The organism is Pseudomonas sp. Sample_9 (genome assembly GCF_004307535.1).
In the GTDB taxonomy this organism is placed as follows: Bacteria; Pseudomonadota; Gammaproteobacteria; order Pseudomonadales; family Pseudomonadaceae; genus Aquipseudomonas; species Aquipseudomonas mercuritolerans.
The window spans coordinates 1-22,703 of the sequence record NZ_RAZO01000366.1; the positions used below are offsets into that span (position 1 = coordinate 1).

Annotated in this window: 18 protein-coding genes; 8 read left to right on the top strand and 10 right to left on the bottom strand. The window is 59.0% G+C overall.

The window, feature by feature from the left end:
* Positions 1-641, top strand: a 641-nt coding sequence (locus D6877_RS20985) for an ABC transporter substrate-binding protein (RefSeq protein WP_130911993.1), incomplete at its 5' end; no start/stop codon positions are given.
* Here D6877_RS20985 and D6877_RS20990 read toward each other — a convergent pair.
* From D6877_RS20990 to gpmI, 5 genes are all read right to left on the bottom strand, one after another.
* Positions 622-1,995: a Vps62-related protein gene (locus D6877_RS20990; RefSeq protein ID WP_130911994.1), complete on the bottom strand. Its 1,374-nt coding sequence runs from the start codon at positions 1,993-1,995 to the stop codon at positions 622-624. The genes D6877_RS20985 and D6877_RS20990 overlap by 20 nt on opposite strands.
* A gap of 116 nt (positions 1,996-2,111) precedes the next feature.
* Positions 2,112-2,888, bottom strand: coding sequence for a divergent polysaccharide deacetylase family protein (locus D6877_RS20995; protein ID WP_130911995.1), 777 nt, complete (start codon positions 2,886-2,888; stop codon positions 2,112-2,114).
* Positions 2,889-2,890: 2 nt separating this feature from the next.
* Positions 2,891-4,210 (bottom strand): S41 family peptidase, encoded by a 1,320-nt coding sequence (locus D6877_RS21000; RefSeq protein WP_042608642.1) that lies wholly within the window; start codon positions 4,208-4,210, stop codon positions 2,891-2,893.
* A 31-nt stretch (positions 4,211-4,241) separates the two neighbouring features.
* Entirely contained in the window at positions 4,242-5,528 is a 1,287-nt protein-coding gene (locus D6877_RS21005; protein WP_130911996.1) for a murein hydrolase activator EnvC, read from the bottom strand.
* A 217-nt stretch (positions 5,529-5,745) separates the two neighbouring features.
* The gene (gene gpmI, locus D6877_RS21015) at positions 5,746-7,275 is read right to left on the bottom strand and encodes a 2,3-bisphosphoglycerate-independent phosphoglycerate mutase (RefSeq protein ID WP_016772117.1); all 1,530 of its coding nucleotides are present in this window, start codon (positions 7,273-7,275) and stop codon (positions 5,746-5,748) included.
* A 153-nt stretch (positions 7,276-7,428) separates the two neighbouring features.
* Here gpmI and D6877_RS21020 point away from each other — a divergent pair, with 153 nt between their 5' ends.
* From D6877_RS21020 to secB, 3 genes are read left to right on the top strand one after another with little or no spacing between them, the layout of a single operon-like run.
* The gene (locus D6877_RS21020) at positions 7,429-7,842 is read left to right on the top strand and encodes a rhodanese-like domain-containing protein (RefSeq protein ID WP_016772116.1); all 414 of its coding nucleotides are present in this window, start codon (positions 7,429-7,431) and stop codon (positions 7,840-7,842) included.
* A gap of 1 nt (position 7,843) precedes the next feature.
* Positions 7,844-8,098: a glutaredoxin 3 gene (gene grxC / locus D6877_RS21025; RefSeq protein ID WP_130911997.1), complete on the top strand. Its 255-nt coding sequence runs from the start codon at positions 7,844-7,846 to the stop codon at positions 8,096-8,098.
* Between the two features lie 57 nt (positions 8,099-8,155).
* Positions 8,156-8,641: a protein-export chaperone SecB gene (gene secB / locus D6877_RS21030; protein WP_130911998.1), complete on the top strand. Its 486-nt coding sequence runs from the start codon at positions 8,156-8,158 to the stop codon at positions 8,639-8,641.
* A gap of 96 nt (positions 8,642-8,737) precedes the next feature.
* On the opposite strand, the gene D6877_RS21035 is transcribed toward secB, so the two are convergent.
* The gene (locus D6877_RS21035; protein WP_076565159.1) at positions 8,738-9,193 is read right to left on the bottom strand and encodes a tRNA (cytidine(34)-2'-O)-methyltransferase; all 456 of its coding nucleotides are present in this window, start codon (positions 9,191-9,193) and stop codon (positions 8,738-8,740) included.
* On the opposite strand from D6877_RS21035, the gene D6877_RS21040 reads away from it, so the two are divergent.
* The 4 genes from D6877_RS21040 (at position 9,192) to D6877_RS21055 (ending at position 17,890) form a co-directional block, all read left to right on the top strand.
* Entirely contained in the window at positions 9,192-9,632 is a 441-nt protein-coding gene (locus D6877_RS21040) for a hypothetical protein (protein WP_130911999.1), read from the top strand. The two genes, D6877_RS21035 and D6877_RS21040, sit on opposite strands and share 2 nt — an antisense overlap.
* 151 nt (positions 9,633-9,783) lie before the next feature.
* Positions 9,784-11,865: a leucine-rich repeat domain-containing protein gene (locus D6877_RS21045; protein WP_130912000.1), complete on the top strand. Its 2,082-nt coding sequence runs from the start codon at positions 9,784-9,786 to the stop codon at positions 11,863-11,865.
* A gap of 177 nt (positions 11,866-12,042) precedes the next feature.
* Positions 12,043-15,309: a hypothetical protein gene (locus D6877_RS21050; protein WP_130912001.1), complete on the top strand. Its 3,267-nt coding sequence runs from the start codon at positions 12,043-12,045 to the stop codon at positions 15,307-15,309.
* Positions 15,299-17,890 carry a leucine-rich repeat domain-containing protein gene (locus D6877_RS21055; RefSeq protein WP_130912002.1) on the top strand — a complete coding sequence of 864 codons (2,592 nt, stop codon included), beginning with the start codon at positions 15,299-15,301 and terminating at the stop codon, positions 17,888-17,890. The genes D6877_RS21050 and D6877_RS21055 overlap by 11 nt, the downstream gene beginning before the upstream one ends.
* Before the next feature lie 624 nt (positions 17,891-18,514).
* On the opposite strand, the gene ntrC is transcribed toward D6877_RS21055, so the two are convergent.
* The 4 genes from ntrC to D6877_RS21075 all read right to left on the bottom strand — a co-directional run bounded on the left by ntrC (position 18,515) and on the right by D6877_RS21075 (position 22,396).
* Positions 18,515-19,951, bottom strand: a complete 1,437-nt coding sequence (ntrC, locus tag D6877_RS21060) for a nitrogen regulation protein NR(I) (protein WP_016772108.1) — start codon at positions 19,949-19,951, stop codon at positions 18,515-18,517.
* The gene (gene glnL, locus D6877_RS21065; protein WP_024011230.1) at positions 19,948-21,033 is read right to left on the bottom strand and encodes a nitrogen regulation protein NR(II); all 1,086 of its coding nucleotides are present in this window, start codon (positions 21,031-21,033) and stop codon (positions 19,948-19,950) included. Before glnL ends, ntrC begins: the two co-directional genes overlap by 4 nt.
* A gap of 230 nt (positions 21,034-21,263) precedes the next feature.
* Positions 21,264-21,851 (bottom strand): DUF4124 domain-containing protein, encoded by a 588-nt coding sequence (locus D6877_RS21070; protein ID WP_178083728.1) that lies wholly within the window; start codon positions 21,849-21,851, stop codon positions 21,264-21,266.
* A 32-nt stretch (positions 21,852-21,883) separates the two neighbouring features.
* A complete protein-coding gene (locus tag D6877_RS21075; RefSeq protein ID WP_130912004.1) occupies positions 21,884-22,396 on the bottom strand; it encodes a DUF4124 domain-containing protein in 513 nt (170 codons plus the stop codon).
* Positions 22,397-22,703: the final 307 nt, after the last annotated feature.

A 22,703-nucleotide genomic window follows, 5' to 3' on the forward strand; every position in this document is an offset into this window, starting at 1 on the left:
CGTACAACATGGCGAAGAACGGCAAGAATTTCGCCCAGGGCGACAACATCAACGGTATTGCCACGGACATCGTTCGCGAGATGTTCCAGCGCGCCGGCCTCACTTACAGCCTGACGCTGCGTTTCCCCTGGGAACGTGTCTACAAGCTCGCCCTGGAAAATCCCGGCTACGGGGCCTTCGTCATGGCGCGCCTGCCCGATCGCGAAAGACTCTTCAAATGGGTCGGCCCGATCGGACCCGACGACTGGATCCTGCTGGCCAGGGCTGACAGCAAGATAACCCTGGAAACCCTCAATGATGCGCGCAAATACAGGATCGGCGCCTACAAGGGCGATGCGATTGCCGAGACCCTGACCAAACAGGGCCTCAAACCGCTGGTGGTGCTGCGCGATCAGGACAATGCGAAGAAACTCGTCAACGGCCAGATCGATCTCTGGGCTACCGGGGATCCTGCCGGCCGTTATCTGGCGCGGCAGGATGGCGTGACCGGTCTGAAGACCGTGCTGCGCTTCAACAGCGCCGAACTGTATCTGGCACTGAACAAGGATGTGTCAGATACAGTCGTTGCCAGGTTGCAGGCTGCGCTTGATCAGATGCGCAAGGACGGAGTTGTCGACGAGATCATGGGACGCTATCTGTAGTCACTGGCAACTCTGTGCTTGTTGGCAACGCTGCGGCTTCGTTATCCGTTTCGTCCTCGACTGTTGTGCTTTGCATGTGCGCGGCCTCGGCAGGCAGGACTGTCGCGTTTGGTTGCGGTGGTGTGTACACGCTGAAATGCAGGTTCTTGCCATCGGTGTAGCTGACGACGCTGCCGATCTGTGTGCCGTCCGCGCGCAGCAGCTTATAGTCACTCTGAGTCAGATACACCGCCATCGAGCTGTTGCTGGCCACGATAGCCGCGACCTCGATAGGTGCCGGGTTGAGCCATTCGTTCGAGTGCATTTCACACTGGGTGAAATCATTGTTCAACCGCGCCGAAAACAGAAAGGGTTGGGACAGATTGCTCTGCCACTGTGCGCCGAACTCGATCAAAGTGGCGCTGGTAAACAGGCGCAGTCTATCGTTTTGTTGCAGGCGGGGGGCGACCCAGCGGACGGTCTTGTTGCTGTCTTCCGTGTTGTGGCAATGGCCAACGAGCTGATAATGATCCGTGCGCTGTAGCAGATACTCAGGTGACTGACTGAGCTGTTGGCGTCGGGTGAGCTGTGGGTCTTTTACGATGAACCAAGGCAGTCGCGCGCTGTAGGCAGGTTGCTCGGGCACCCGCAGGTCGGGTGGCGTGACATCCGCAAGGACTGGCACGGCGGGGCGTGCATTGACGTCAATCACAATCGGGATACGCAGGGAATAAATGGTGAAATTGGCGGGTTTGGAATAACTCTTCAAGCCGACGAAGGTGCCGGGCGCCAGATGGATTTCATCCGCAGGCGCCGAAGGCGGAACGGCACTCCACGTGCTGATGCTTTGTCGGGCTCCACTGCCCTTGTCTGTCCACACCGATTCAGCCAGGCCGGAAGCAATCAAGAGGTCGGCACGGACGCAACGGACAGCGTTCAAGGAAGGCTTTGCGTGACCGTCGGAGCAGACCGAACCGAGCGCTACATACCCTTGCGGAGGAATGGGTCGCCAGATCGCCCCGTCCTTTTTCGAGCCTGAGCCTGTGTCTTGCCAGATCAGTTCATAGTCGTCAGGACGGCGCAACGCGCTGCCTTTTGCGGGATCCGCACTGGGTGTCGCCGCTTCGCAAACCACAGCCACCGCATGTCTGTCAGTAATGTTGTCATGGTCATCAATCGCCACGTCGCCCAACGGAAAGTAACCCGGCAGCACATCGGCAGGTGGCGTGGGCCGCCAGAAGGCAGCCGGTTTTGCCCGGGATCCAGCGGTATCCCAGATGCGCAGAAACTCCGTCGTAAAGCTGATCAGCAAGTTGTCGTTTCGGATGGGTTGCATTTGCCTGGCTGGCAAAGCGGTAGTCTCATGAGTAGTCATTGCGATTCCTGATAGTGAAAGCGACGCATGGGCGTCGCGACCTGTTGCAGGTCGCACTATCGGAAACGGGGACGGTTACCGGGTGGTAAATATGTATGTGCCAACGTCACAGGGCGTTACCGGTAAACGCCGTCCTTGCCATGCCCGGCCATGGCGCGATTGCTGCGCACGCTGATCATCTGCCTGATATCGATCCAGTCGATGCCTTGCGCTTTGAGTCTGGGTAATTCGCGCTCCAGCACCGCCAGGGTCTGCGGATACGGATGGCCGATCATCACCGCTGAACCCTGTTTGTGCGCCAGAGCGATTGCGGTCTGCAGTTGAGTGGAAATCGCCGCTTCGGTGCGTTCGTCATCGAGAAACACATCGCGGGAAACGCTGGCCAGATCGATTTTCTGTGCTTGCTGCGCAGCGACTGTCTGGGCGCTGGTGCGGCTGTCGACGAAGAACTTGTGCCGGTGCTGCAACTCAGCCATCAGCCACGCCATCGCCGCCGGCTGCGCGGTCATGCGGCTGCCCATGTGATTGTTGATGCCGGCAGTGAACGGGACTTTCTCGAACGCGGCATTCAGGCGTTTCTGCAGTTCTTCGATGGGCAGTTCGGGGTGCCAGGCGTACGGTCCGGTGGCCGGGTCCATCGGCATGTGCAGGATGACGATCTTGCCGGCGCGATGGGCCTCGCGGGCAAACTCGGTGGCGTGGGGCGTATCGGGCATGATCGCCGCCGTGACCGGGCCGGGCAGGGCGAGTACGCGGCGATCCCGGGGCAGATTCTGCCCCAGGTCATCGATGATCAGTGTCAGGTAGGCTTTGTGCGGCGTGGAGCCGGCGGGCTCCGCTTGGGCAAAACCCGCCAGACAGCACAACAGAGCGCAGACGAAACGCAGCAACATCCTCAGCGGCCGGAGGTGATGCTCAGGCCTTTGAGCAGGCTCAGGGCCTGGGCCAACTGGTAATCGTCATCCTGCGGCATGGCTTTGGCCTTGCCAGCCGAACCACTCGGTTTGTCGGCGCCGCCGTTGCCGTTGCCCAGGTGACCTTGCAGATCGGCTTCCTTGAAGTATTCGCTGTCGGCTTCGTTGGTGATCTTGGCGCGGCGCACTTCGATGTCCGGCACGATGCCCTGGGCCTGGATCGAGCGGCCGTTCGGCGTGAAATACAGCGCGGTGGTGATCTTCAGTGCGCGGTCGTTGTTCAGCGGCAGCACGGTCTGCACCGAGCCCTTGCCGAAACTGGTGGTGCCCATGACCACGGCACGTTTCTGGTCCTGCAGGGCGCCGGCGACGATTTCCGAAGCCGAGGCACTGCCGCCGTTGATCAGCACGACCATCGGCACCGCTTCGCTCTCGTCCTTGCCGGTGGCGGAGAAGCGCAATTCGGAGTTGGCGATGCGGCCCTTGGTGTAGACGATCAGGCCTTTGGTGATGAAGTGGTCGACCACTTCCACCGCCGATTGCAGCACGCCACCCGGGTTGTTGCGCAGGTCGAGAATGATGCCGTTGAGCTTCTTGCCGTTGTCCTTGCGCAGTTTGGCCAGAGCCTTGGAGACTTCTTCGCCGGTCTTGACCTGGAACTGGGTAATGCGGATGTAGCCGTAGCCCGATTCCAGTAGCTGCGCCTTGACGCTCTTGACCTGAATCACTGCGCGCGCCAGGGTCACGTCGAATGGCGTGCCGCCGTCGCGAACCAGGGTCAGGGTGATTTTCTGGCCGATCTTGCCGCGCATCTTGTCGACGGCTTCGGTCATGGTCTGGCCACGCGTTGGCTGGCCGTTGATCTTGACGATGAAGTCACCAGCCTGAATGCCAGCCTTAGATGCCGGGGTGTCATCGATCGGCGAGACGACCTTGATGAAGCCGTCTTCGGCGCCGACTTCGATGCCCAGACCGCCGAACTCACCACTGGTGCTTTCCTGCAGCTCGGTGAAGTCTTCCGGGCCAAGGTAGGCCGAATGCGGATCGAGGTTGCTGAGCATGCCCTTGATCGCGTTTTCCAGCAGGGTCTTGTCGTCCACAGGCTCGACGTACGCGGCTTTGATCCGGTCCATGACCTCGGCGAAGGTGCGCAGCTCTTCCAGCGGCAACGGCGCCTTGGCGGTCGCGGCAGTGCCTGCCGGAGCGACGGTCGGGGCCGGTTGTGCGGCGAACGCCAGAGGCGCGCCGATCACCAGGGCGATCGTCAGGGCCAGCGAGGTAAGGCGGGACAAATGCAGCATGTCGAACGAACTCCTGAATTAGATGCCGTGCTTATCCTTGCGCACGACACCATTGCGCCGGATCACTCGGGTGACCCTGCTGACGAATTGCGAAATACAGCGCTGGCGTGTCCTGACCGCCACTGTTACCGACAGTGGAAATCGACTCGCCAGCCTTGACCACATCACCCGCCGACTTGAGCAGCGTCTGGTTGTGGCCGTAGAGACTCAGAAAACCGTTGCCGTGATCGAGGATCACCAGCAAACCGGCACCGCGCAGCCAATCGGCGAACACCACGCGCCCGCCGTGTACAGCGTGCACCTGGCTGCCGGCGGAAGCGCTGATCATCACGCCATCCCATTTGGTGCGGGCATCGTCGCCACGGCTTTCACCGAAGCGTGCGAGTAATCGACCATCAACCGGCCACGGAAGTTTTCCCCGGGATGCAGCAAATGGCCCGCCAAAGGTTTCGCCGCTGCTCGATACCAGCGCGCCGGGGCTTGATCTGACGGGTTTTCGTGGGGCGTCGCTGTTTTCAGCCTGCGCCTCACGCAAACGCTTTTTTTCCGCTTCCTGCTGGGCGATCAGCGCTTTCTGCCGCGCCTCTTCTGCCTCACGAGCCTGGCGGGCCAGGGTTTCTTCAATGGTTTTAAGGACTTTAGACAGGTCTGCCTGATCCTGCTCGCGGGCGGCGAGTTTCTGGTCGCGGGCCTTGACGTCGTCATTGAGTCTGGCGAGAACCTGCTGGCGCTCCTTGCGGACTTTCTCGAGTGCTTCGCGCTGCGTGTCGAGGTCGCTTTTCTGCACCAGCAACTGCGCTTGCTGCAGACCGATGTCTTTTTCGACATTGGCCAGTTGGCGCAGGGTTTCGTTGAAGTTCTTCAACTGCTCCAGGCGTGCCTGGCTCAGGTAGTCGTAATAGGTGAGGGTGCGGGCGAACTTCTCGGGGTTCTGCTGATTGAGCAGCAGCTTGAGGTATTCCTGGCGGCCGTTCTGGTAAGCCGCACGGGCCTGAATGGCGATCAGTCGCTGCTGTTCAGTGCGCGCGCTCTGGAGTTTTTTTTTCTCTGCATCGAGCCGCTGTAGCTCGGATTCGCTTTTCTGCAGTTCTTTCTGCAGCGCGTCGACCTGCTTCTGCAGCTTGCCCATCTCGGTTTCCGTGCCCTTGAGCTCTTTCTGCACGCCGGACTTTTCTTCCTGCAACTTGCCCAGGAGCTTTTTCAGCTCGGCGATATCCTGACGCGTGGCCTCCAACTGCTGTTGGGTTTGCGCGCGCTCGTCGGCGAAGGCCGGCTGGAGCAGACAGGTCAGAGCAAGGGCGATCAGGACGCGAAGCATAGGGGCGGGCGGCACCAGGGTAAGGGACGGCCTAGTATGCCCGCCCGAGGCTGCAAAAAAAACGCCCAATTGGGGCTGTGTGATAACTGGACAGAAAAACACCGCAAAACCAATGTGGGAGCGAGCCTGCTCGCGAAAGCGGTGCGTCAGGCGACATCGCTGTCGACTGATCCACCGTATTCGCGAGCAGGCTCGCTCCCACAGGGATTAGCGGTGTTTATACGAGGATCGAGGTACCTGTCATCTCCGCCGGTTTTTCCAGGCCCAGCAGCATCAGCATGGTCGGTGCCACGTCCGCCAGCACGCCGCCTTCGCGCACTTTCAGGTCGCGTTTGCCGACGTAGATGAACGGCACCGGCTCGGTGGTATGCGCGGTGTGCGCCTGACCAGTGGATTCATCGGCCATTTGCTCGACGTTGCCGTGGTCAGCGGTGATCAGTGCTTCGCCGCCGACCTTTTCCAGCGCCTCGACGATGCGACCGACGCAAGTGTCCAGGCACTCGACCGCTTTCACCGCCGCGTCGAACACGCCGCTGTGGCCGACCATGTCGCCGTTGGCGTAGTTGACCACGATCACGTCGTAACGCTGGTTTTCAATGGCGTCGACGATGCGGTCAGTAACTTCCGGGGCGCTCATTTCCGGCTGCAAGTCATAGGTAGCGACTTTCGGCGACGGGATCAGGATGCGCTCTTCGCCCGGGAACGGTTCTTCGCGACCGCCGGAGAAGAAGAAGGTCACGTGGGCGTATTTTTCGGTTTCAGCGATGCGCAGCTGGGTCTTGCCGTTTTTCGCCAGGTAATCACCGAGAACGTTTTCCAGGCTGCCGGCGGCGAAGGCCGACGGTGCCGGAATGCTAGCGGCGTACTGGGTCAGCATGACGAAACCGGCCAGTTTCGGCTGGCGGGCGCGCGCGAATTCCTTGAAATCGTCTTCGACGAACACCCGGGTCAGCTCGCGGGCGCGGTCGGCGCGGAAGTTCATGAACACCACGGCGTCGCCGTCTTCGACTTTTACCGGCTCGCCGATGGAAGTGGCTTTGACGAATTCGTCGCTTTCGCCACGGGCGTAGGCAGCTTCAAGACCTTCCTGAGCGGTGGCGGCGTTGAATTCGCCGTTGCCGTCGACGATCAGGTTGTAGGCCTGGGCGACGCGATCCCAACGGTTGTCACGGTCCATGGCGAAATAGCGGCCGATGATGCTGGCGATCCGGCCTTTGCCGAGGGCCTGGAAAGTCGCGTCGAGCAGTTCGATCGACGAAGCGGCGCTTTTCGGCGGCGTGTCACGGCCATCGAGGAAGGCGTGCAGATAGATTTTTTCGGCGCCGCGCTTGAAGGCCAGTTCGGCCATGGCGATCAGGTGATCCTGGTGGCTGTGCACGCCGCCATCGGACAGCAGGCCCATGAAATGCACGGCTTTGCCGGCGGCCACGGCTTTATCGACAGCGGCGCAGATGGTCGGGTTTTCGAAGAATTCGCCGTCGCGGATCGCTTTGGTCACACGGGTGAAGTCCTGATACACCACGCGCCCGGCGCCGAGGTTCATGTGGCCGACTTCGGAGTTGCCCATCTGGCCATCCGGCAGGCCGACGTCCATGCCGCTGCCCGAGATCAAGCCGTTTGGCACGGTGGCCCACAGACGATCCAGCACGGGTTTCTTCGCCGCGAACACGGCATTGGATTCGGGGCTGTCGCTGTGACCGAAGCCGTCGAGAATCATCAGGACCAAAGGTTTGGGCGTAGTCGTCATGGAATCCACTCGTGGCTGATAAAGAAGAGGGCGATGGAAAACGGAGTTGGAGTTTAAAGCGAAGTTCCGACCGCGTCACCGCCGGACGGGGTTTGGCCGACCATAGTGGCTGTGTATACTGGCCGACATTTTAACGCCCTGGAACCTCCTTCGATGGTTGCTCACCTGATTGAATTTGCCACTAACCACTACATTCTTGTCGGTATCTTCGTCGTACTGCTGGCTCTGTTGCTGGCGCACACGATGCAGGGCGGCGGCAAGAGCCTGAGCACCGGCGAGCTGACCGCACTGGTCAATAAAGATGCAGGCGTGGTGGTGGACATCCGTCCGGCCAAGGATTATGCCGCCGGCCACATCGTCGGCGCGGTGAACATCCCGCAAGACAAGCTGGCCGCTCGCGTCGGCGAGCTGGAAAAGCACAAGGCCAAGACCATCATTCTGGTCGATGCCCTCGGTCAGACCGCCGGCACCCACGCCCGCGAACTGATGAAGTCCGGCTTCACCGCCGCCAAGCTGTCCGGCGGGATTTCCAGCTGGAAGGGCGACAACCTGCCATTGGTGAAATGACATGAGCGAAGTCATCGTCTACTCCAGCGATTACTGCCCCTACTGCTCGCGCGCCAAGCATCTGCTCGCCAGCAAAGGCGTGGCCTTCGAAGAGATCAAGGTCGATGGCAAGCCGCAGCTGCGTGCCGAAATGACCAAAAAGGCCGGGCGCACGTCCGTGCCGCAGATCTGGATCGGCTCTAAGCACATCGGCGGTTGCGATGATTTATATGCCCTGGAGCGCGCCGGCAAACTCGACGCGCTGCTCAAGGGCTGAACGGCTGCACCCACGTACAGCACTCCCTAAAAGACCCAAGATCGATAAGGATCTGAGATGACTGACCAACAGAACACTGCAGCCAGCGAAGAAGAAACCGCACCGCAATTCTCCTTGCAGCGCATCTACGTACGCGACCTGTCCTTCGAAGCCCCGAAAAGCCCGGCGATCTTTCGCCAGCAGTGGGATCCGGCGGTCGGTCTGGATCTGAACACTCGGCAGAAAGCGCTGGAAGGCGATTTCTACGAAGTGGTGTTGACCCTGTCGGTGACCGTGAAGAACGGTGAAGAAGTCGCCTTCATCGCTGAAGTGCAGCAGGCCGGTATATTCCTGATCAAGAACCTCGATGCGGCTTCGATGAGCCACACCCTCGGTGCGTTCTGCCCGAACATCCTGTTCCCTTACGCCCGCGAAACCCTCGACAGCCTGGTTACCCGTGGCTCGTTCCCGGCCCTGATGCTGGCCCCGGTGAACTTCGACGCCCTGTACGCGCAAGAGCTGCAGCGCATGCAGGAAAGCGGGGACGCACCAACCGTTCAATAACGGCGCGGATACGCATCGCGGGCAAGCCCGCTCCCACAGGTTTTGCACATTCCTGTGGGAGCGGGCTTGCCCGCGATTGTTTTGGTCAGGTGAAAATTATTTGAAGTCGTTCTGCCGCCACGCTTCGTACACGGCGACCGCCACAGTGTTGGACAGGTTCAGGCTGCGGCAGCCCTCGCGCATCGGCAGGCGCAGGCGTTGTTCGCCGGGCAGGGCGTCGAGCACGTCCGCGGGCAGGCCCCGGCTTTCCGGGCCGAAAAGAAACGCATCGCCGGGCACGAACGCGGCATCATGGAACGGCCGCGAACCCTTGGTGGTGAAGGCGAACACGCGCGGGTTGCCCAGACTTTCCAGACAGCTGGCCAAGTCCGCGTGACGCTGCAACGTGGCATATTCGTGGTAGTCGAGACCGGCACGGCGCAGGCGCTTGTCGTCCATCTCGAAACCCAGTGGTTCGATCAAATGCAGGTGGCAGCCGCTGTTGGCGCACAGCCTGATAACGTTGCCGGTATTCGGCGGAATTTCTGGTTGAAAAAGGATGACGTGAAACATGCACGGCTCCGAAGGTAAAGATGACGCGCATTCTACGCCGCAAGCGGACCCGCGTTCGAAACTATTCCCGCGCGTCATTGGTTCGCTGGCGATCGTCGGGATGATGATCGGCTTGATGATCGGCCGCCTGACCACGCCAGACCCGAGCGTGCTGGAGAGGGTCGAGGTCACCGAAGGCGGCCTGGTAGTGTGGTTCAACAACGAACCGAAACTGCACGGCGAGATCATCGATGGCACCATCGCGCTGCTGTTTCAGGCCGAAGGTCGGGCGCAGAAAGGCCAGCTCAGGCTCAACGGCAAGGACGTCAACTGGCGCACGCGCAAGAGTGATGGCGGATTGTTGCTGACGGTGCTGGCAGCGCGCCCATTGCAGGGCGACTGGGTCGGTAGCGAGGTCGATGATCGCTGGCGACTGGAGATCCGCTTGAGCGAGCCCTAGCGGGAAGTCATCCTTGCTGATGTTCGTTCCTACATTGTTTTAGGTCGTTTCCCACTGCGGCCGTCGCCCTTTCCCATCTCCGTCAGATGCTCGTCCACGCTATCGTTCGCCCCTTCAAACGGCAGGATGCCGATACCAAGCGTGCCCTTGCATGAATGCATGGGGCGTTTTTTTCAAGGATGAAGATATGCCAGTAAAACCACCGCGCGGTGGCAGTACCCCCGTTGATGTGAATGCTTCCGCCGGCGCGAGTCGATTGGCCGAAGTTGATACGTCGCTGCCGACTACATCGGGCCGCCGAGGTTCCGCATCGGATATTTCTGTGGATCATTCGCGCCCGGGAGACGGGGCGTCCGACGGCACCGCCGGGAATGAAACCAAGCCGCTTGCGGTGGTAATGGTCCACGCGGCTAGCGCTGAGGCGCTTGTTATTCCCGGTCCGTCGTCGTTGGAAAACTACCTGATCAGTGCCGGTTCAACGCTTCCAGACGCCAACAGCAGCGGACTCAGAGTGTTCAAGAGCCGCACTTATGTTGATCTGTCCATCGGCGGGACTGTGCTTGTCGGGGCGGATCCGGATACGGGACTTTATCGCGCCCGGCGTTCGAGTGAATTGCGTCCCTCTGGCCCCGTGCTGGAGCGCGATAGCGCTAGCGGCTTGTGGCGTTTGCACGAGGATGTTGGCGCGACCATTCGAGAACAATTCAAGAGATCGTTTCCTGAGGCAGCCGATGAACACGCGCAGCACTTTAACAACCGATTCGGTGACAGGGACAGCGCAGAGATTGAACTTGAGCGGATCAAGTTTGGGTTTCCTCAACTGGACCGCGAACTCGGCGCATGGGAGAAGGCCTACAAGGGCTCTGATACCGAGGAGCGCGATCGGCGCTTTGCTCTGGGAGCCAAGATGCGTCAATTGTTCAAGTGGCTAGGCGATGCATCGGAAAGAATCCATCAGGAGGGATTTCAGACAGGGTTTGTCCTGAAACTGGCTTTTGGAAGGAAGAGGAACTTCGCTCTCCCGGTTTTATCTACACGACTCGATTCCATAGTTGCCCTTGAAATCACAGAGGGGGCCGTAGGTAAACTCGAAGGTCTGTTCAAGAGCTTGTCCCACATTGAAACGCTGAAAGTGCAAGCGTCACTTGATGGCTTACCTGCCGGGATCGAAACACTCACAGAGCTGAAAGTCCTCGACATGAGCCGAACCGGAGTCCTATTCAAGCCGGCCGATGTGGATCGCTTCACACGCATGAGCCGCCTGCAGGAGTTGAACCTCGAAAATGGCAGGGTACTGCACGCTCCGTCAGTCCGCGGTCTTACCGAGTTACGCGTATTGAATCTTCGATATACCGGTATAAATGCCTTGCCGGCTGGACTGAGTGAAATGCCCGGCCCGTCACGTTTACAAGTGCTTGATTTGGGTCGGAATCGGGGCCTGAAAGTCGCACCTGACGTAAGTGCAATGTCCGAGCTGCGAATATTGGATCTGGCGGATACGGGGATAAGCAGGCTTCCGGTAGGGCTTGATTCCGGGAGTGGGCCTTCGCGGCTCGAAATATTGAACCTCAGCGCCAATGATCTTTATGTGGCGCCTTCGCTTAGAGGGATGACTGCATTGCAGGAGCTGGATCTGAGCTGGACCCGTATAGACAGACTTCCCGAGGGCATTACGGCCGATATCCCCAAGACGAAATTGATACTTAAAGGCAACGATATTCAAACGATCCCCGAATCGCTTGAGCTCAGGAAAGGCTTCGACCTTTCATACAATCCGATTTCCGACCCGGCTGCCCTGCGGCGATTCATTTTTGCTCGGCGACAAACAGGCACAGATGTCTGGCTGGGGCGAGGAAGTACTGACCTGTCTGCAAATCTTTGGCTGAAGAATGTGCCGCCAGCACAATTGCCCGACAAGCTGGCGCTCTGGAACCGATGGTCGAGCGTTCCCGAAAGCGACCTGATGTTACGTATCCGGCACTTGAGTGGCACGCCAGAATTTCACATCGAGCGTCCGCTATTGCAACGCCGCGTCTGGGCATTCCTCGAGGCATTTGACAAGGCTGACGCTGTCGAACAGGCACAGCTCAGAGCTGTTGCTGGAAGGTTCACGGAAAATGAACCAATTATTGGCGTCATGCTGGAAAGACTGGAAGCCGAAATTGAAAAATTTGATGCACGGCGCCAACACGTGCCACCGCATCAGTTACCCAAGCGACCGAGATTTGAATGAACGCAAGTTCATGCCTCGGCGCGCGATATAAAACCGGGAATTCCTGACCCGCCTGTATTCAGATTGCTCCAAGGCACAGCTCATTGCGCTGCGGTCTGAGTCCGAGGCGGGCAATCTCTGTCGCGCTCTCATTTCCCCTTGCATGATGCAGGGGGCATTTTTTTCAAGGATGAAAACATGCCATTAAAACCAGCCAAAGGTGGCTCTGCCCGCGCGAAAGTGGACGCTTCCACCAGTCCGACCCGACCGGACGACATCGATATCGAGCTCGCCGGCACATCACGTCGGGGAGGCGCCGGCGCGGCTTCCTCCGCCGATCATCTGGCGTCGCGCGCCGGCCCGTCCAGCGCTATCGACGCAGACGCCACTCGTGCGACTGCGGCAGTCGTGGTTAATGCGCTCCCTGCTCAAGCCAGTCTGCCAGCGTCTCAACCCACGCTGGACCATTACGTGATCAATGCCCGCGCAATGCTTCCAGAACTCAACAGCGAAGGACTAAGGGTGCTCAATCAACGCACCTACGTTGACGTGGCCGATGGTGACCTCGTTCTTGTCGCCGTGGATCCGCAGACGGGTCTGCAGCGTGCCCGCCGGCCAAGCGAGCTGTTGCCAGGTCCGGTGATGCTGCGCGATGCGGACAGCGGACTCTGGTATGCGCGCGAAGTCGTTGAGCCAACCACGCGAGCGCAGATCGAACGATATTTTCCGCAGGCGACCGATCAACAGGTGGAAAACCTTATTGCCCGATTCGGTGACAAGGATGTGGCAGACGTGGAGCTCAAACGGGTCCAGTCCGGGCTTGCTCAGATGGAACGGGATATGGCAATTCTTGATGGCACAGGGAGTTTCGTTGCCAGAGAAATGGCAAGCAGACTGCGCAGACTTTATACGTGGCAAGGCGATCCTGATGAGCGGGTCTACCACGATGATCGGCTGGCGGGGTTCAAGATCGAGATCGATCTCAACGCTTGGCCGACCCATCGAACTTTTCCAACAACATTCAATTCCATTGCTTCTCTCACCCTGAGGGACGGGAGTCAGCTCAACCTGGAGGCTTTCCTCAGGCAGTTTCCCAACGTCGACCGGGTACTCATCAATCCACCGTCTCAGTATCGGACTTTTTCGAAGCTCAGGATCGAGAATGGTTCTGTTGAGCAGTCGACGTTGCGCCGTTTCAGGGAGCTGCACCTGCAAGACTGCATCTTGCCCGATGATTTTTCGCTGGCTGGCATGACCAGACTGCAATTGCTTACGCTGGGTAACATTCAGCAGGGGCCGGACTTGATTGCTCTGGTCAATCAACTGCCAGAACGCTCACAGTTGCAGTTGCTGGACTTGAACCAAAATCCCTACTTGAAGGCCGCACCAACCGTTGTGGGGATGACGCAGTTGCGTGTACTGGACCTGACGATGACTGGAATACACCAGTTGCCTGTCGGGCTGGGGGCTGAAAACGGGCCGTCACGCCTGGAAGTGCTGAGACTTGGATATAACCCGTTATCCGTTGTGCCTTCGCTCAAGGGAATGAATGCACTGCAGGAACTCGATCTTTTCGGCACGGGTCTGGACAGGTTTCCTGAAGGCATCACGTCTCAGTTGCCAGGGAAAGTGTTGAATCTGGCGAATAACCGTATTTCAGCCATCCCCGAATCTGTTGAACTTCGAGCAGGCCTCAATCTCAGTGGTAATCCTGTAACTGATCCGGCTCAACTCCAGCGCCTGATGGATGCACGTATTAAAACAGGCTCTGACATTTGGCTGGGTGGAGAGAGTATTGACCGATCGGTAAATCCCTGGTTACGGCATTCACCGTTGGAAGAACTACCTGAACAATTGAAACTCTGGGAAAGGACCGGCGATTCCACATGCCGTCAAGGAATCTTGAAGCTTACTCGTCTGCCCGACTTTCATCTTGACCGACCACTCTTGCAGCAGCGAGTGTGGCGGTTCCTGGACGTCTACAGCAAGGCTGGCGCCAGGGATGTGTTTACCATGAGGAGTATCATGTCCAGTGAACTCAGCCCTGGGAAAATGCTGGACCGACTGGAAGCGGAAATCTATTCGCAAAGCGAGCCTCTGCCCTCGGCCATGGATCTGCTCCGCGAATCCGGCAGTATCGTCCAGCCCCCCCGTATACGAGACGAGTCGGCCTCGCGAGCGCTGGTACGAAAATATTTTCCGGAGGCGACCGATCAGCACGCAGATCACTTTATCGCCAACTTCGGGGACAAGCGCGCGGCAGAGTTGGAACTCCAACGCATGCAGCTCGGAATTCCAGAACTGGATCGCCAGGTCAACGCTGCGTTTGAACAAAGCCCTCACACTCAAATGTGGCGCAAGTTGCGTCGTCTGTACAAATGGCAAGGGGAGCCTGATGAGTTGGTCTTCCACGATGCTCGACCGGTGGGTTTCAAGACGTCTATCAGTCTTGATCTATGGGGGGATGACCTGCAGTTACCTCTGCAATTCAGCTCCGTTGTCTCCCTTTCCCTGACAGCAGGCATCCTGCGTAAACCGGAGACTTTCTTTGCACATTTCCCCAGTCTTGAACGTCTGACGGTCATGAGCGAAGCCTGGCAACCACGCTTCAACGCGGACCCCGGCTTCACTGAACAATTGACAAAGCTTACGCGCCTGCGCGAATTGCACCTGCAAAGGACGTCCGTACCGTCCAACTTTTCGTTGGTGGGCATGAACGAGCTGCGCATACTCGATCTTACGCAGACGGGACTGGTTCGACTTCCTGTCGGGCTTGGTGCCGATAACGTCGCGCCGGGGTTGGAAGTACTGAAACTTGGCGGTAATCCTCTCTCTGAGGTGCCTACGGTCAAAGGAATGACTGCGCTGCAGGAACTGGATCTCTCCAATACCGGCCTGGACAAGTTCCCGGAGGGCATCACATCCCAGATACCCGGGAAGGTGTTGAACCTTGCGAACAACCGTATTACTTCGATTCCCGAATCTGTTGAACTCAGGGCGGGCTTCAATCTCATGGGTAATCCTGTAACAGATCAGGCTTCACTCCGACGGCTCATACGTGCACGTATCGAAACGGGTACTGATATCTGGCTGGGAGATCTGAGCAGCGATCAGTCGTCGTTCGTCTGGCTAAGAAATGTGGATAAGGACGTCACTGAAAAACAGCAACTATGGGACCGCGTCGGCCCATCTGGCAGTCTCTTGAAGAACAGGATATTGCTGCTTACTCGTACGCCGGAATTTCATGCCGAGTATCCTCTTTTGCAGCGGCGGGTCTGGTCGTTCCTCAAGATCTACAGCGAACTTGCGTACGGCGAGCAGCTCCGTCTCAATGACATTTTGCTCCGTGAATTCAGTCCCGGGAAAATGCTGGACAAGCTGGAAGCAGAGATCCGCGAACGTGACTCAGGGAGGCAAAACCAGCCTTCGCATCATTTACCCAAGCGTCCACGGTTTGATATTTAACGTCACGACGGGCAATTCGAAACCGCAACCGCTCCATTTATGTTGGCAAGATGCCAATTTCTTCGTCCCTTGCGTAAATGCCGGGGGCGATTTTTTCAAGGATGAAAACATGCCAGGAAAACAGTCTCGCGGTGGCAGCGTTCGCGTGGATACGGATGTCCGTACGCACTCCACTCACAGTTCGGAAAAGAATTTTTCACAGGCCGGCACGGCCGGCCGGGATGCTAAGGTCTCACGAGTTCGTGTTGATGACACGTGGCAGCGAAGCACCTCTGTTGGCGACGCTGCAGTCCGGGAGACGATTGCGTCGACGCTCACAGTCGAGGCTCGCCCGGATCCGCTTCCTGTCCAGAAGCCAATCGCTTTTTACACGTCGCTGGAAAATTACCGGATCCAGTCAGCTGCCGTGCTGCCGGACGCTGACAGCGAAGGCTTGAGGGTTTACAAGGATCGCCAATATGTTGATGTGCCTGACGCAGGCGTGGTGCTTGTCGGCGTGGATGCGGAAACCGGATTGTATCGCGCTCGGCTATCCAGCGAGTTGCTGCCCTCCGGCCCATGGATGCTGCGTGATATCGAGAGCGGCATCTGGCATCCGCACAACGACTTCAGCACACGTACCGATCCTTTGACCGACGCTAGTTTGCAGAACTTTCGCAGTGGCCTCGATCTTGGCAGTGTGGAACCCGGCGTTGACGGCGTGATACGTCACAACGGCAAGCTCTACGTGGTCATCCAGGAACACACGTATCAGGTTCTGCAGGATCTTGATGCGTCCCGCCCGGAATATCGAGTCTGGCGTCTGGTCAATCCCGCAGATCCCGTCGCCACCGACAGCGCAAACATTTATCGCGCCAGCCTTGGCGGTGAGACTGTGGCAATTACCCGTAGCGAACAGGATACGTGGGTTTCCATCCTCACAGGTCTGCGCGGCGGTATGGACCGCAACGCCCCCGCAGATGCCAACCCGTTCAACTTTCACCGCCCCTGGCTCACCGGTGCGGGTCAGTCAACGCCGCAACCACCGGCCCTTGTGGCGACGACCCGGGCACAGGTCAAACGCTATTTTGCAGACTCGACCGATCAACATGCCGATGATTTCATCGCACGCTTTGGTGAAGCGGGTGTGGCGGAATCGGAACTGCAGCGGATTCACCTTGAGTTTCCTCAGTTGAACCGTGAGATCGCGGCGTGGGAAAGGGGCTATAAGGGCAATGACGATGCTGAGCGCAGTCGGCGACTGGAAATAGGTGCGAAGATGCGCCGGCTGTTCAAGTGGCAGGGAGACAGTAGCGAAAAAGTCTACCGTGACGGGCGGCTGGTCGGTTTCGAGCTGGAGCTCGACCTGGGAAGGCGAAGCAATCTGTCGTTACCGGAATTTTCGATTCCACTCAGATCCGTTGAATCTCTTGTCCTTGAAGGCAGCCCCTCGAGAAGCCTGGTGAATATGTTCGCTATGTTCTCGCATATCGATTCTCTCGAAGTTCGGAGATTCTCAGGCGAGAGCCGTGAGCTGCTTGCCGAAATTGCCAGGCTGCCGGCGTTGAGAGTCCTGCAGATGCGGGACAGCAAGGTCTGGGCGTCGTCGATCGATCATGAACTCTTTCCGCACTCGACGCGTTTACAGAAACTGATCCTGACCAACTGCAGTATCTGGCCAGATCTCTCAGTGCGTGGCATGGCCGATTTGCGAGTCTTGCGCGTGCGTGGTTGTGCTTTGCTCGGGTTACCGCCCGGACTGGGTGATATGCCCGCCGCGGCGCGGTTGCAGGTACTTGATCTGTTCCATAATCCGGCGATCACGGATGCGCCGGACGTGACCCATATGTCGGAACTGCGAGAACTGAATCTTTCCTATACCTGCATTTGGGCTCCACCGCGTGGACTTGGCTCGCAGAATGGTCCTTCGCGGCTTGAAACCCTGAATTTATCGCAGACCCCACTTGCCCAGGCGCCATCCCTCAGAGGCATGAGAAGCTTGCTGGAGGTTGATCTCAGCCATACTCAGATACAAGATTTTCCTGACGGTGTGACTTCCGAGAATCCCGTTGTTAGTTTGGATCTGTCTTACACCGGAATCACCTCGATACCGGACAGCGTTGAAATCAGGGCAGGTTTCGAGCTGACCGGCACTCTGCTTTCTGATCCGGTCACTTTCCGGCGGCTCATTGCTGCGCGTCGGCAAACAGGTACGGATTTCTGGTTGGGAAGAACCCTGTACGACCTGGTGATCGATCATTGGATGCATAACGTTCCGCAGGAGCAGCACGCCGCCAAAGCATCTCTCTGGGTCTCGTTGATCAATCCGACAAACATTCCGATGATGAGAAAAATCAGGGATCTTGTACGCACGCCTGAGTTTCAGGTCGAGCGGTCACTCCTGCAGCGTCGGGTCTGGGCGTTTTTTGAACATTTCCAAAGGGCAAGCCTTGGTGAGCAGGAAACTCTGCGGGATATTGCTTTCGCTGAGCCAAGTCCCGGGAAAATGCTGGACCGGCTCGAAGAGGAAATACGCAAGTTTGATCCAACGTGGCAGAACCCGCCCTCGCATCATGTGCTTAAGCTTGGGAGGGTGGGTTGAAGGGATGCAATGGCTGTATGTAAAAGCGGGAATCCCTGACCTGCCTGTATCAGGGTTCCCAAAAGCGTGGGCTGCGCTTGTGGCGTCAGCCCGGTGTAAAGAGGGAACCCCCGGCCTGCCTGTACCAAGGATCCCAAAAGGGTGGGCTCGCCGCTTTGCGCTGTGAGCCCAATGTAAAGAGGGGAATCCCCGGCCTGCCTGTACCAAGGTCCCCGAAACGGGTGGTGAAACGAATCACCTGAGATAGGTGTTGCAGGGTGCGTGCCAGCTTTTAATCTGCTGAAACAAAAAACGCTTTGGAAACGCGAAAGCCCCGGGACTCGGGGCTTTCGCGTTTTTGAATAAAGGGTTTTTCAGTGTTTTCAGGAGTGATTGTGGCGATACGGCTGTGCGCGATCGCGGGTCATTGTGCATTGATGCGGTGCACGGTAGCCCTCACCCTAACCCTCTCCCAGAGGGAGAGGGGACTGACCGAGGTGCCCGGTCAAGTTACGCCGACCTGAGATACCGAGCCGAACTCAGGCCTCGAAACCACCCGAGATCGGCTCCCTTCCCCCTCTCCCCCTCGGGGGAGAGGGCTGGGGTGAGGGGGATCGATCCTGAGTACACGACAATCCTTAAGCGTTAACCCTCTTCCCCCTCGTCATCATCCCCACCATCAACCTTCATCCCCAATTCCTTGATCTTGCGCGTCAGGGTATTGCGCCCCCAACCCAGCAGCACCGCCGCATCACGCCGACGTCCTGCGGTGTGCTTCAAAGCAGTCTCGATCATGATCCGCTCGAATGCCGGCACCGCGCTGTCGAGCAGGCTCGACTGGCCACGGGCCAAGGCCTGATCGGCCCACTGGCGCAGGGCCTGTTCCCAGTTGGTCACTGGCGCCGAATCCTGCGGCAGGTTGAGCAGTTCCGGTGGCAAGTCACTGATGTGCACTTCACGGCCGGAGGCCATGACAGTGATCCAGCGGCAGGTGTTCTCCAGTTGACGCACGTTGCCCGGCCACGGCAGGTTTTTCAGGTATTCCTCGGTTTCGCTTTTCAGCAGCTTCGGCTCGACCGCCAGCTCCTGCGCGGCGCGGCTGAGAAAGTGCCGGGCCAGAGTCGGGATGTCTTCGCGACGATCCGACAGGCGCGGGATGTGGATGCGGATCACGTTGAGGCGGTGGAACAAGTCCTCACGGAATTTGCCGGCGTGGACGAGCGTTTCGAGATTCTGGTGGGTGGCGGCGATGATGCGCACATCGACCTTGACCGGCACATGGCCGCCGACGCGATAGAACTCGCCATCGGCCAGCACGCGCAACAAACGGGTCTGGGTGTCCGCCGGCATATCGCCGATTTCATCAAGGAACAGCGTGCCGCCGTCCGCCTGTTCAAAACGACCGCGACGCAAATTCGCCGCGCCGGTGAACGCGCCTTTCTCGTGGCCGAACAACTCGGATTCCATCAGATCCTTGGGAATCGCCGCCATGTTCAGGGCAATGAACGGCGAAGCCGCGCGTGGGCTGTGGCGGTGCAGGGCGTGGGCCACCAGTTCTTTACCGGTACCGGATTCGCCGTTGATCAGCACGGTGATGTTGGAGTGGCTCAGGCGCCCGATGGCACGAAACACTTCCTGCATCGCCGGCGCTTCGCCGATGATCTCCGGGGTGCGGGTCAGCGCTGGCACAACCTCCAGGCCTTGCTGTTCCTGGGCATGTTGATTGGCGCGTTTGACCAGCGATACCGCCTCATCGACGTCGAAAGGCTTGGGCAGGTACTCGAAGGCACCGCCCTGATAGGAGGCGACAGCGCTGTCCAGATCAGAGTGAGCGGTCATGATGATGACCGGCAGCCGTGGGTGCTGTTCGCGAATCCGCGCCAGCAGATCCAGGCCACTGGCGCCGGGCATGCGGATATCGGAAATGATCACGTCCGGCTGCTGCCGGGCCAGACGACTCATCACGCCATCGGCGCTGTCGAAGCTCTGGGTGGTCATGCCTTCCTGCTGCAAGGCCTTTTCCAGGACCCAACGGATAGAACGGTCGTCATCGACGATCCACACGGTTTCACTACGGCTCATGTCGATGTGGCTCCTTGTTCCAGTGGCAGGAAGATCGAGAAGGTGGTGTGGCCTGGATGGCTCTCACACTCGATCAGGCCCTGGTGCTGACTGATGATGTTCTGGGTAATGGCCAGGCCCAGCCCGGTACCGTCCGGGCGGCCGCTGACCATGGGAAAGAAAATGGTTTCCTGCAGTTCCGCCGGGATGCCCGGACCGTTGTCGATGATCTCGATCTTGGTCACCAGACGATGGCGGATGTGGCCGATGGTGAACTGGCGCATGGCGCGGGTGCGCAGGCTGATGCGGCCCAGGCGCAGCTCGTTCTGGCTGCTGATCGCCTGCATCGCGTTGCGCACGATGTTCAACACCGCCTGAATCATCTGCTCGCGGTCGATCAATACGTCGGGAATGCTCGGGTCGTAATCACGCACCAGGGTGATGCAGCCCTGGCTTTCGGCTTCGACCAGATGGCAGACGCGTTCGAGCACTTCGTGGACGTTGCACATGGCCAGCGACGGCAACTTATTCGAGCCGAGCATGCGATCGACCAGATTGCGCAGGCGGTCGGCCTCTTCGATGATCACATTGGTGTAATCGCGCAGGCTCTCTTCCGGCAGTTCGCGGGCCAGCAATTGCGCCGCGCCACGGATGCCGCCGAGGGGGTTCTTGATCTCGTGGGCGAGGCCGCGCACCAGCATCTTGCTGGTTTCCTGCTTGGACAGCTGCGCCTCTTCCTTGGTGATGCGCAACAGGCGATCACGCGGATGCACTTCAAGCAAAAGCAAAGTCTCGCCGTTACTGAGAATCGGCGTGACCGCGTAATCCACGGTCAGCGTCTGGCCGGTGAGGGCGGTGAGCATCGCTTCACGCTTGGTGAACGGGTGCGCCTGCTCCACCGCCTGACGCAGGGAATTGAGCGCCTCGGGGGATTCGGTGAACAGCTCGCTGATGAACTGGCCGTGACTGCGCTGACCGCTGACCGCCAACAGCATCTCCGCCGCCGGGTTCATGTACTCCAGACGCAGCTCGGCGTCGAGCAAGATGGTCGCCGTGGTCAGGTTGTCGAGCAGCAAACGGTGAATAGCGTCGCTTATGGTCATCTGGACCCCTTTTGGAGCAAGGCGTGCGCGAGAACAAAGCGCTGATGTCGGGAAAATGCAAAAACCAAACCAAGGCTCCGAAAAGAAGCGTTTAACCCCTGAAACAGGCGTTTGACGCGCGTTTGTATGGCACGAAGCCAGCTCAAACGGGAAGTTTCGAACCAAAATGGGTTGGGTTGTGGGCGAGATGCAGTTTAGTGCACCAATAGAGTGCGCACGCCCGACGGGTGTTAAAAGAAGCGCAGGAATGGATTTTTCGGTTCGTCAGGTTTGTCCTTGAGCGGGCATTCCGGACGCACGCCATAGTCGTCGGCGACACAGGGTTTGACCTGACGTTTCTGCGCCAGGGAAATGCGCAGCATGTGGAACGGCTGATTGGCGGTGCGTTCCACGGTACGCCCGGCGGCGTCGAGAATCTCGATCGACAGGCTGTGGCTGCCGCGATCGATATTGCTCAGCGCAAAAACCGGACTGACACCGGGTTCGCCGGTGGCCTTGCCATCGAGTAGCAGGCGATAACGATGGCCGTTTTGCAGGCCGGGTTCGCTGGTGACGCTGACGATCAGCTCGCCGGCGCTGCTGCGCAGAGTCGCGTCGGGCTCCGGGATCAGGATGCGCAGCATGTCGTAATGGAAGGGCGCTGGTTCGGCGGATTTTTTCGCCGTGGTGATCGGCGCTGCGCTGCTGGCAGGGACAGCCATGCGATTGCTTGTTGCGATCGGCACTCGCTTGGCGTTGGCGCGTGGCTGGTCGGTGTAGACGCGGTTGCCCTGTGCGTCGATGTAGGTAAAGACCTCCGCCGAGGCTGACGTCGACATCAACACCAGGATGAGTGCCAGCCCCGCGCGAATCACGGCGTATGCACCCGTTGCACGGTGAAGACCGCTGGCGGGCTGTGCTGGATGACAGTCTGTCCGTCGATCACTTGCACGGCCAGGCGATGTTCGCCGCGATCGATGTTCACCAGTTGCAGAACCGGCACGTTGCTCGGCTGGCCGTAGGGTTCATCGTCCAACACCAGTCTCAGTTGATGGGGCGGTTGCAGGCGCGGCTTGATCAGGACGTTGACCGTGAAGGTGCCGTTGTTGGCGCGCAGGGCCTCGTCAGTGGGCAGACCGGAGAGCTCGAGAATTTCATAGGTGTTGCGCGGTGGTTGGGGTTGTTCCGCAGCGGGTGCTTGCGGCGCGCTCGGCGCTTGTGGCTCGACCCGATTGAGTGGCGGCAACTCGACCGGTTGCGCCTGCACGCCGTCCGGCGGCTGATTGCTGTACGCCGTGTTGCCGTTGGCGTCGGTGTACTTGTAGATCTGCGCGGCGGCGGGCAGGGCGATCAGCAGCAGAATGTAGAGGAGCGTGCGACCCATGAAATCGACCGGGGTTGGAAGCGATGGGTAGCAGCATAGGACAGGTGGGGCGGTTGGCCCAACTGGCGACACATTCAAAGATCATTCAGACACCACAGATCGCCTGTGGGAGCGAGCCTGCTCGCGAAGGCGTCGCATCAGTCACCATCATCTTCAATGCCTCACCGCTCTCGCAAGCAGGCTCGCTCCCACAGGGTAAATGAACTGCGCCGGGCAATAAAAAAGGCCTCCCGAAGGAGGCCTCTTTTGTCACGCCACTTTACGCAGCGCTACCGGATCAGCAGCTGTAGTACAGCTCATATTCCAG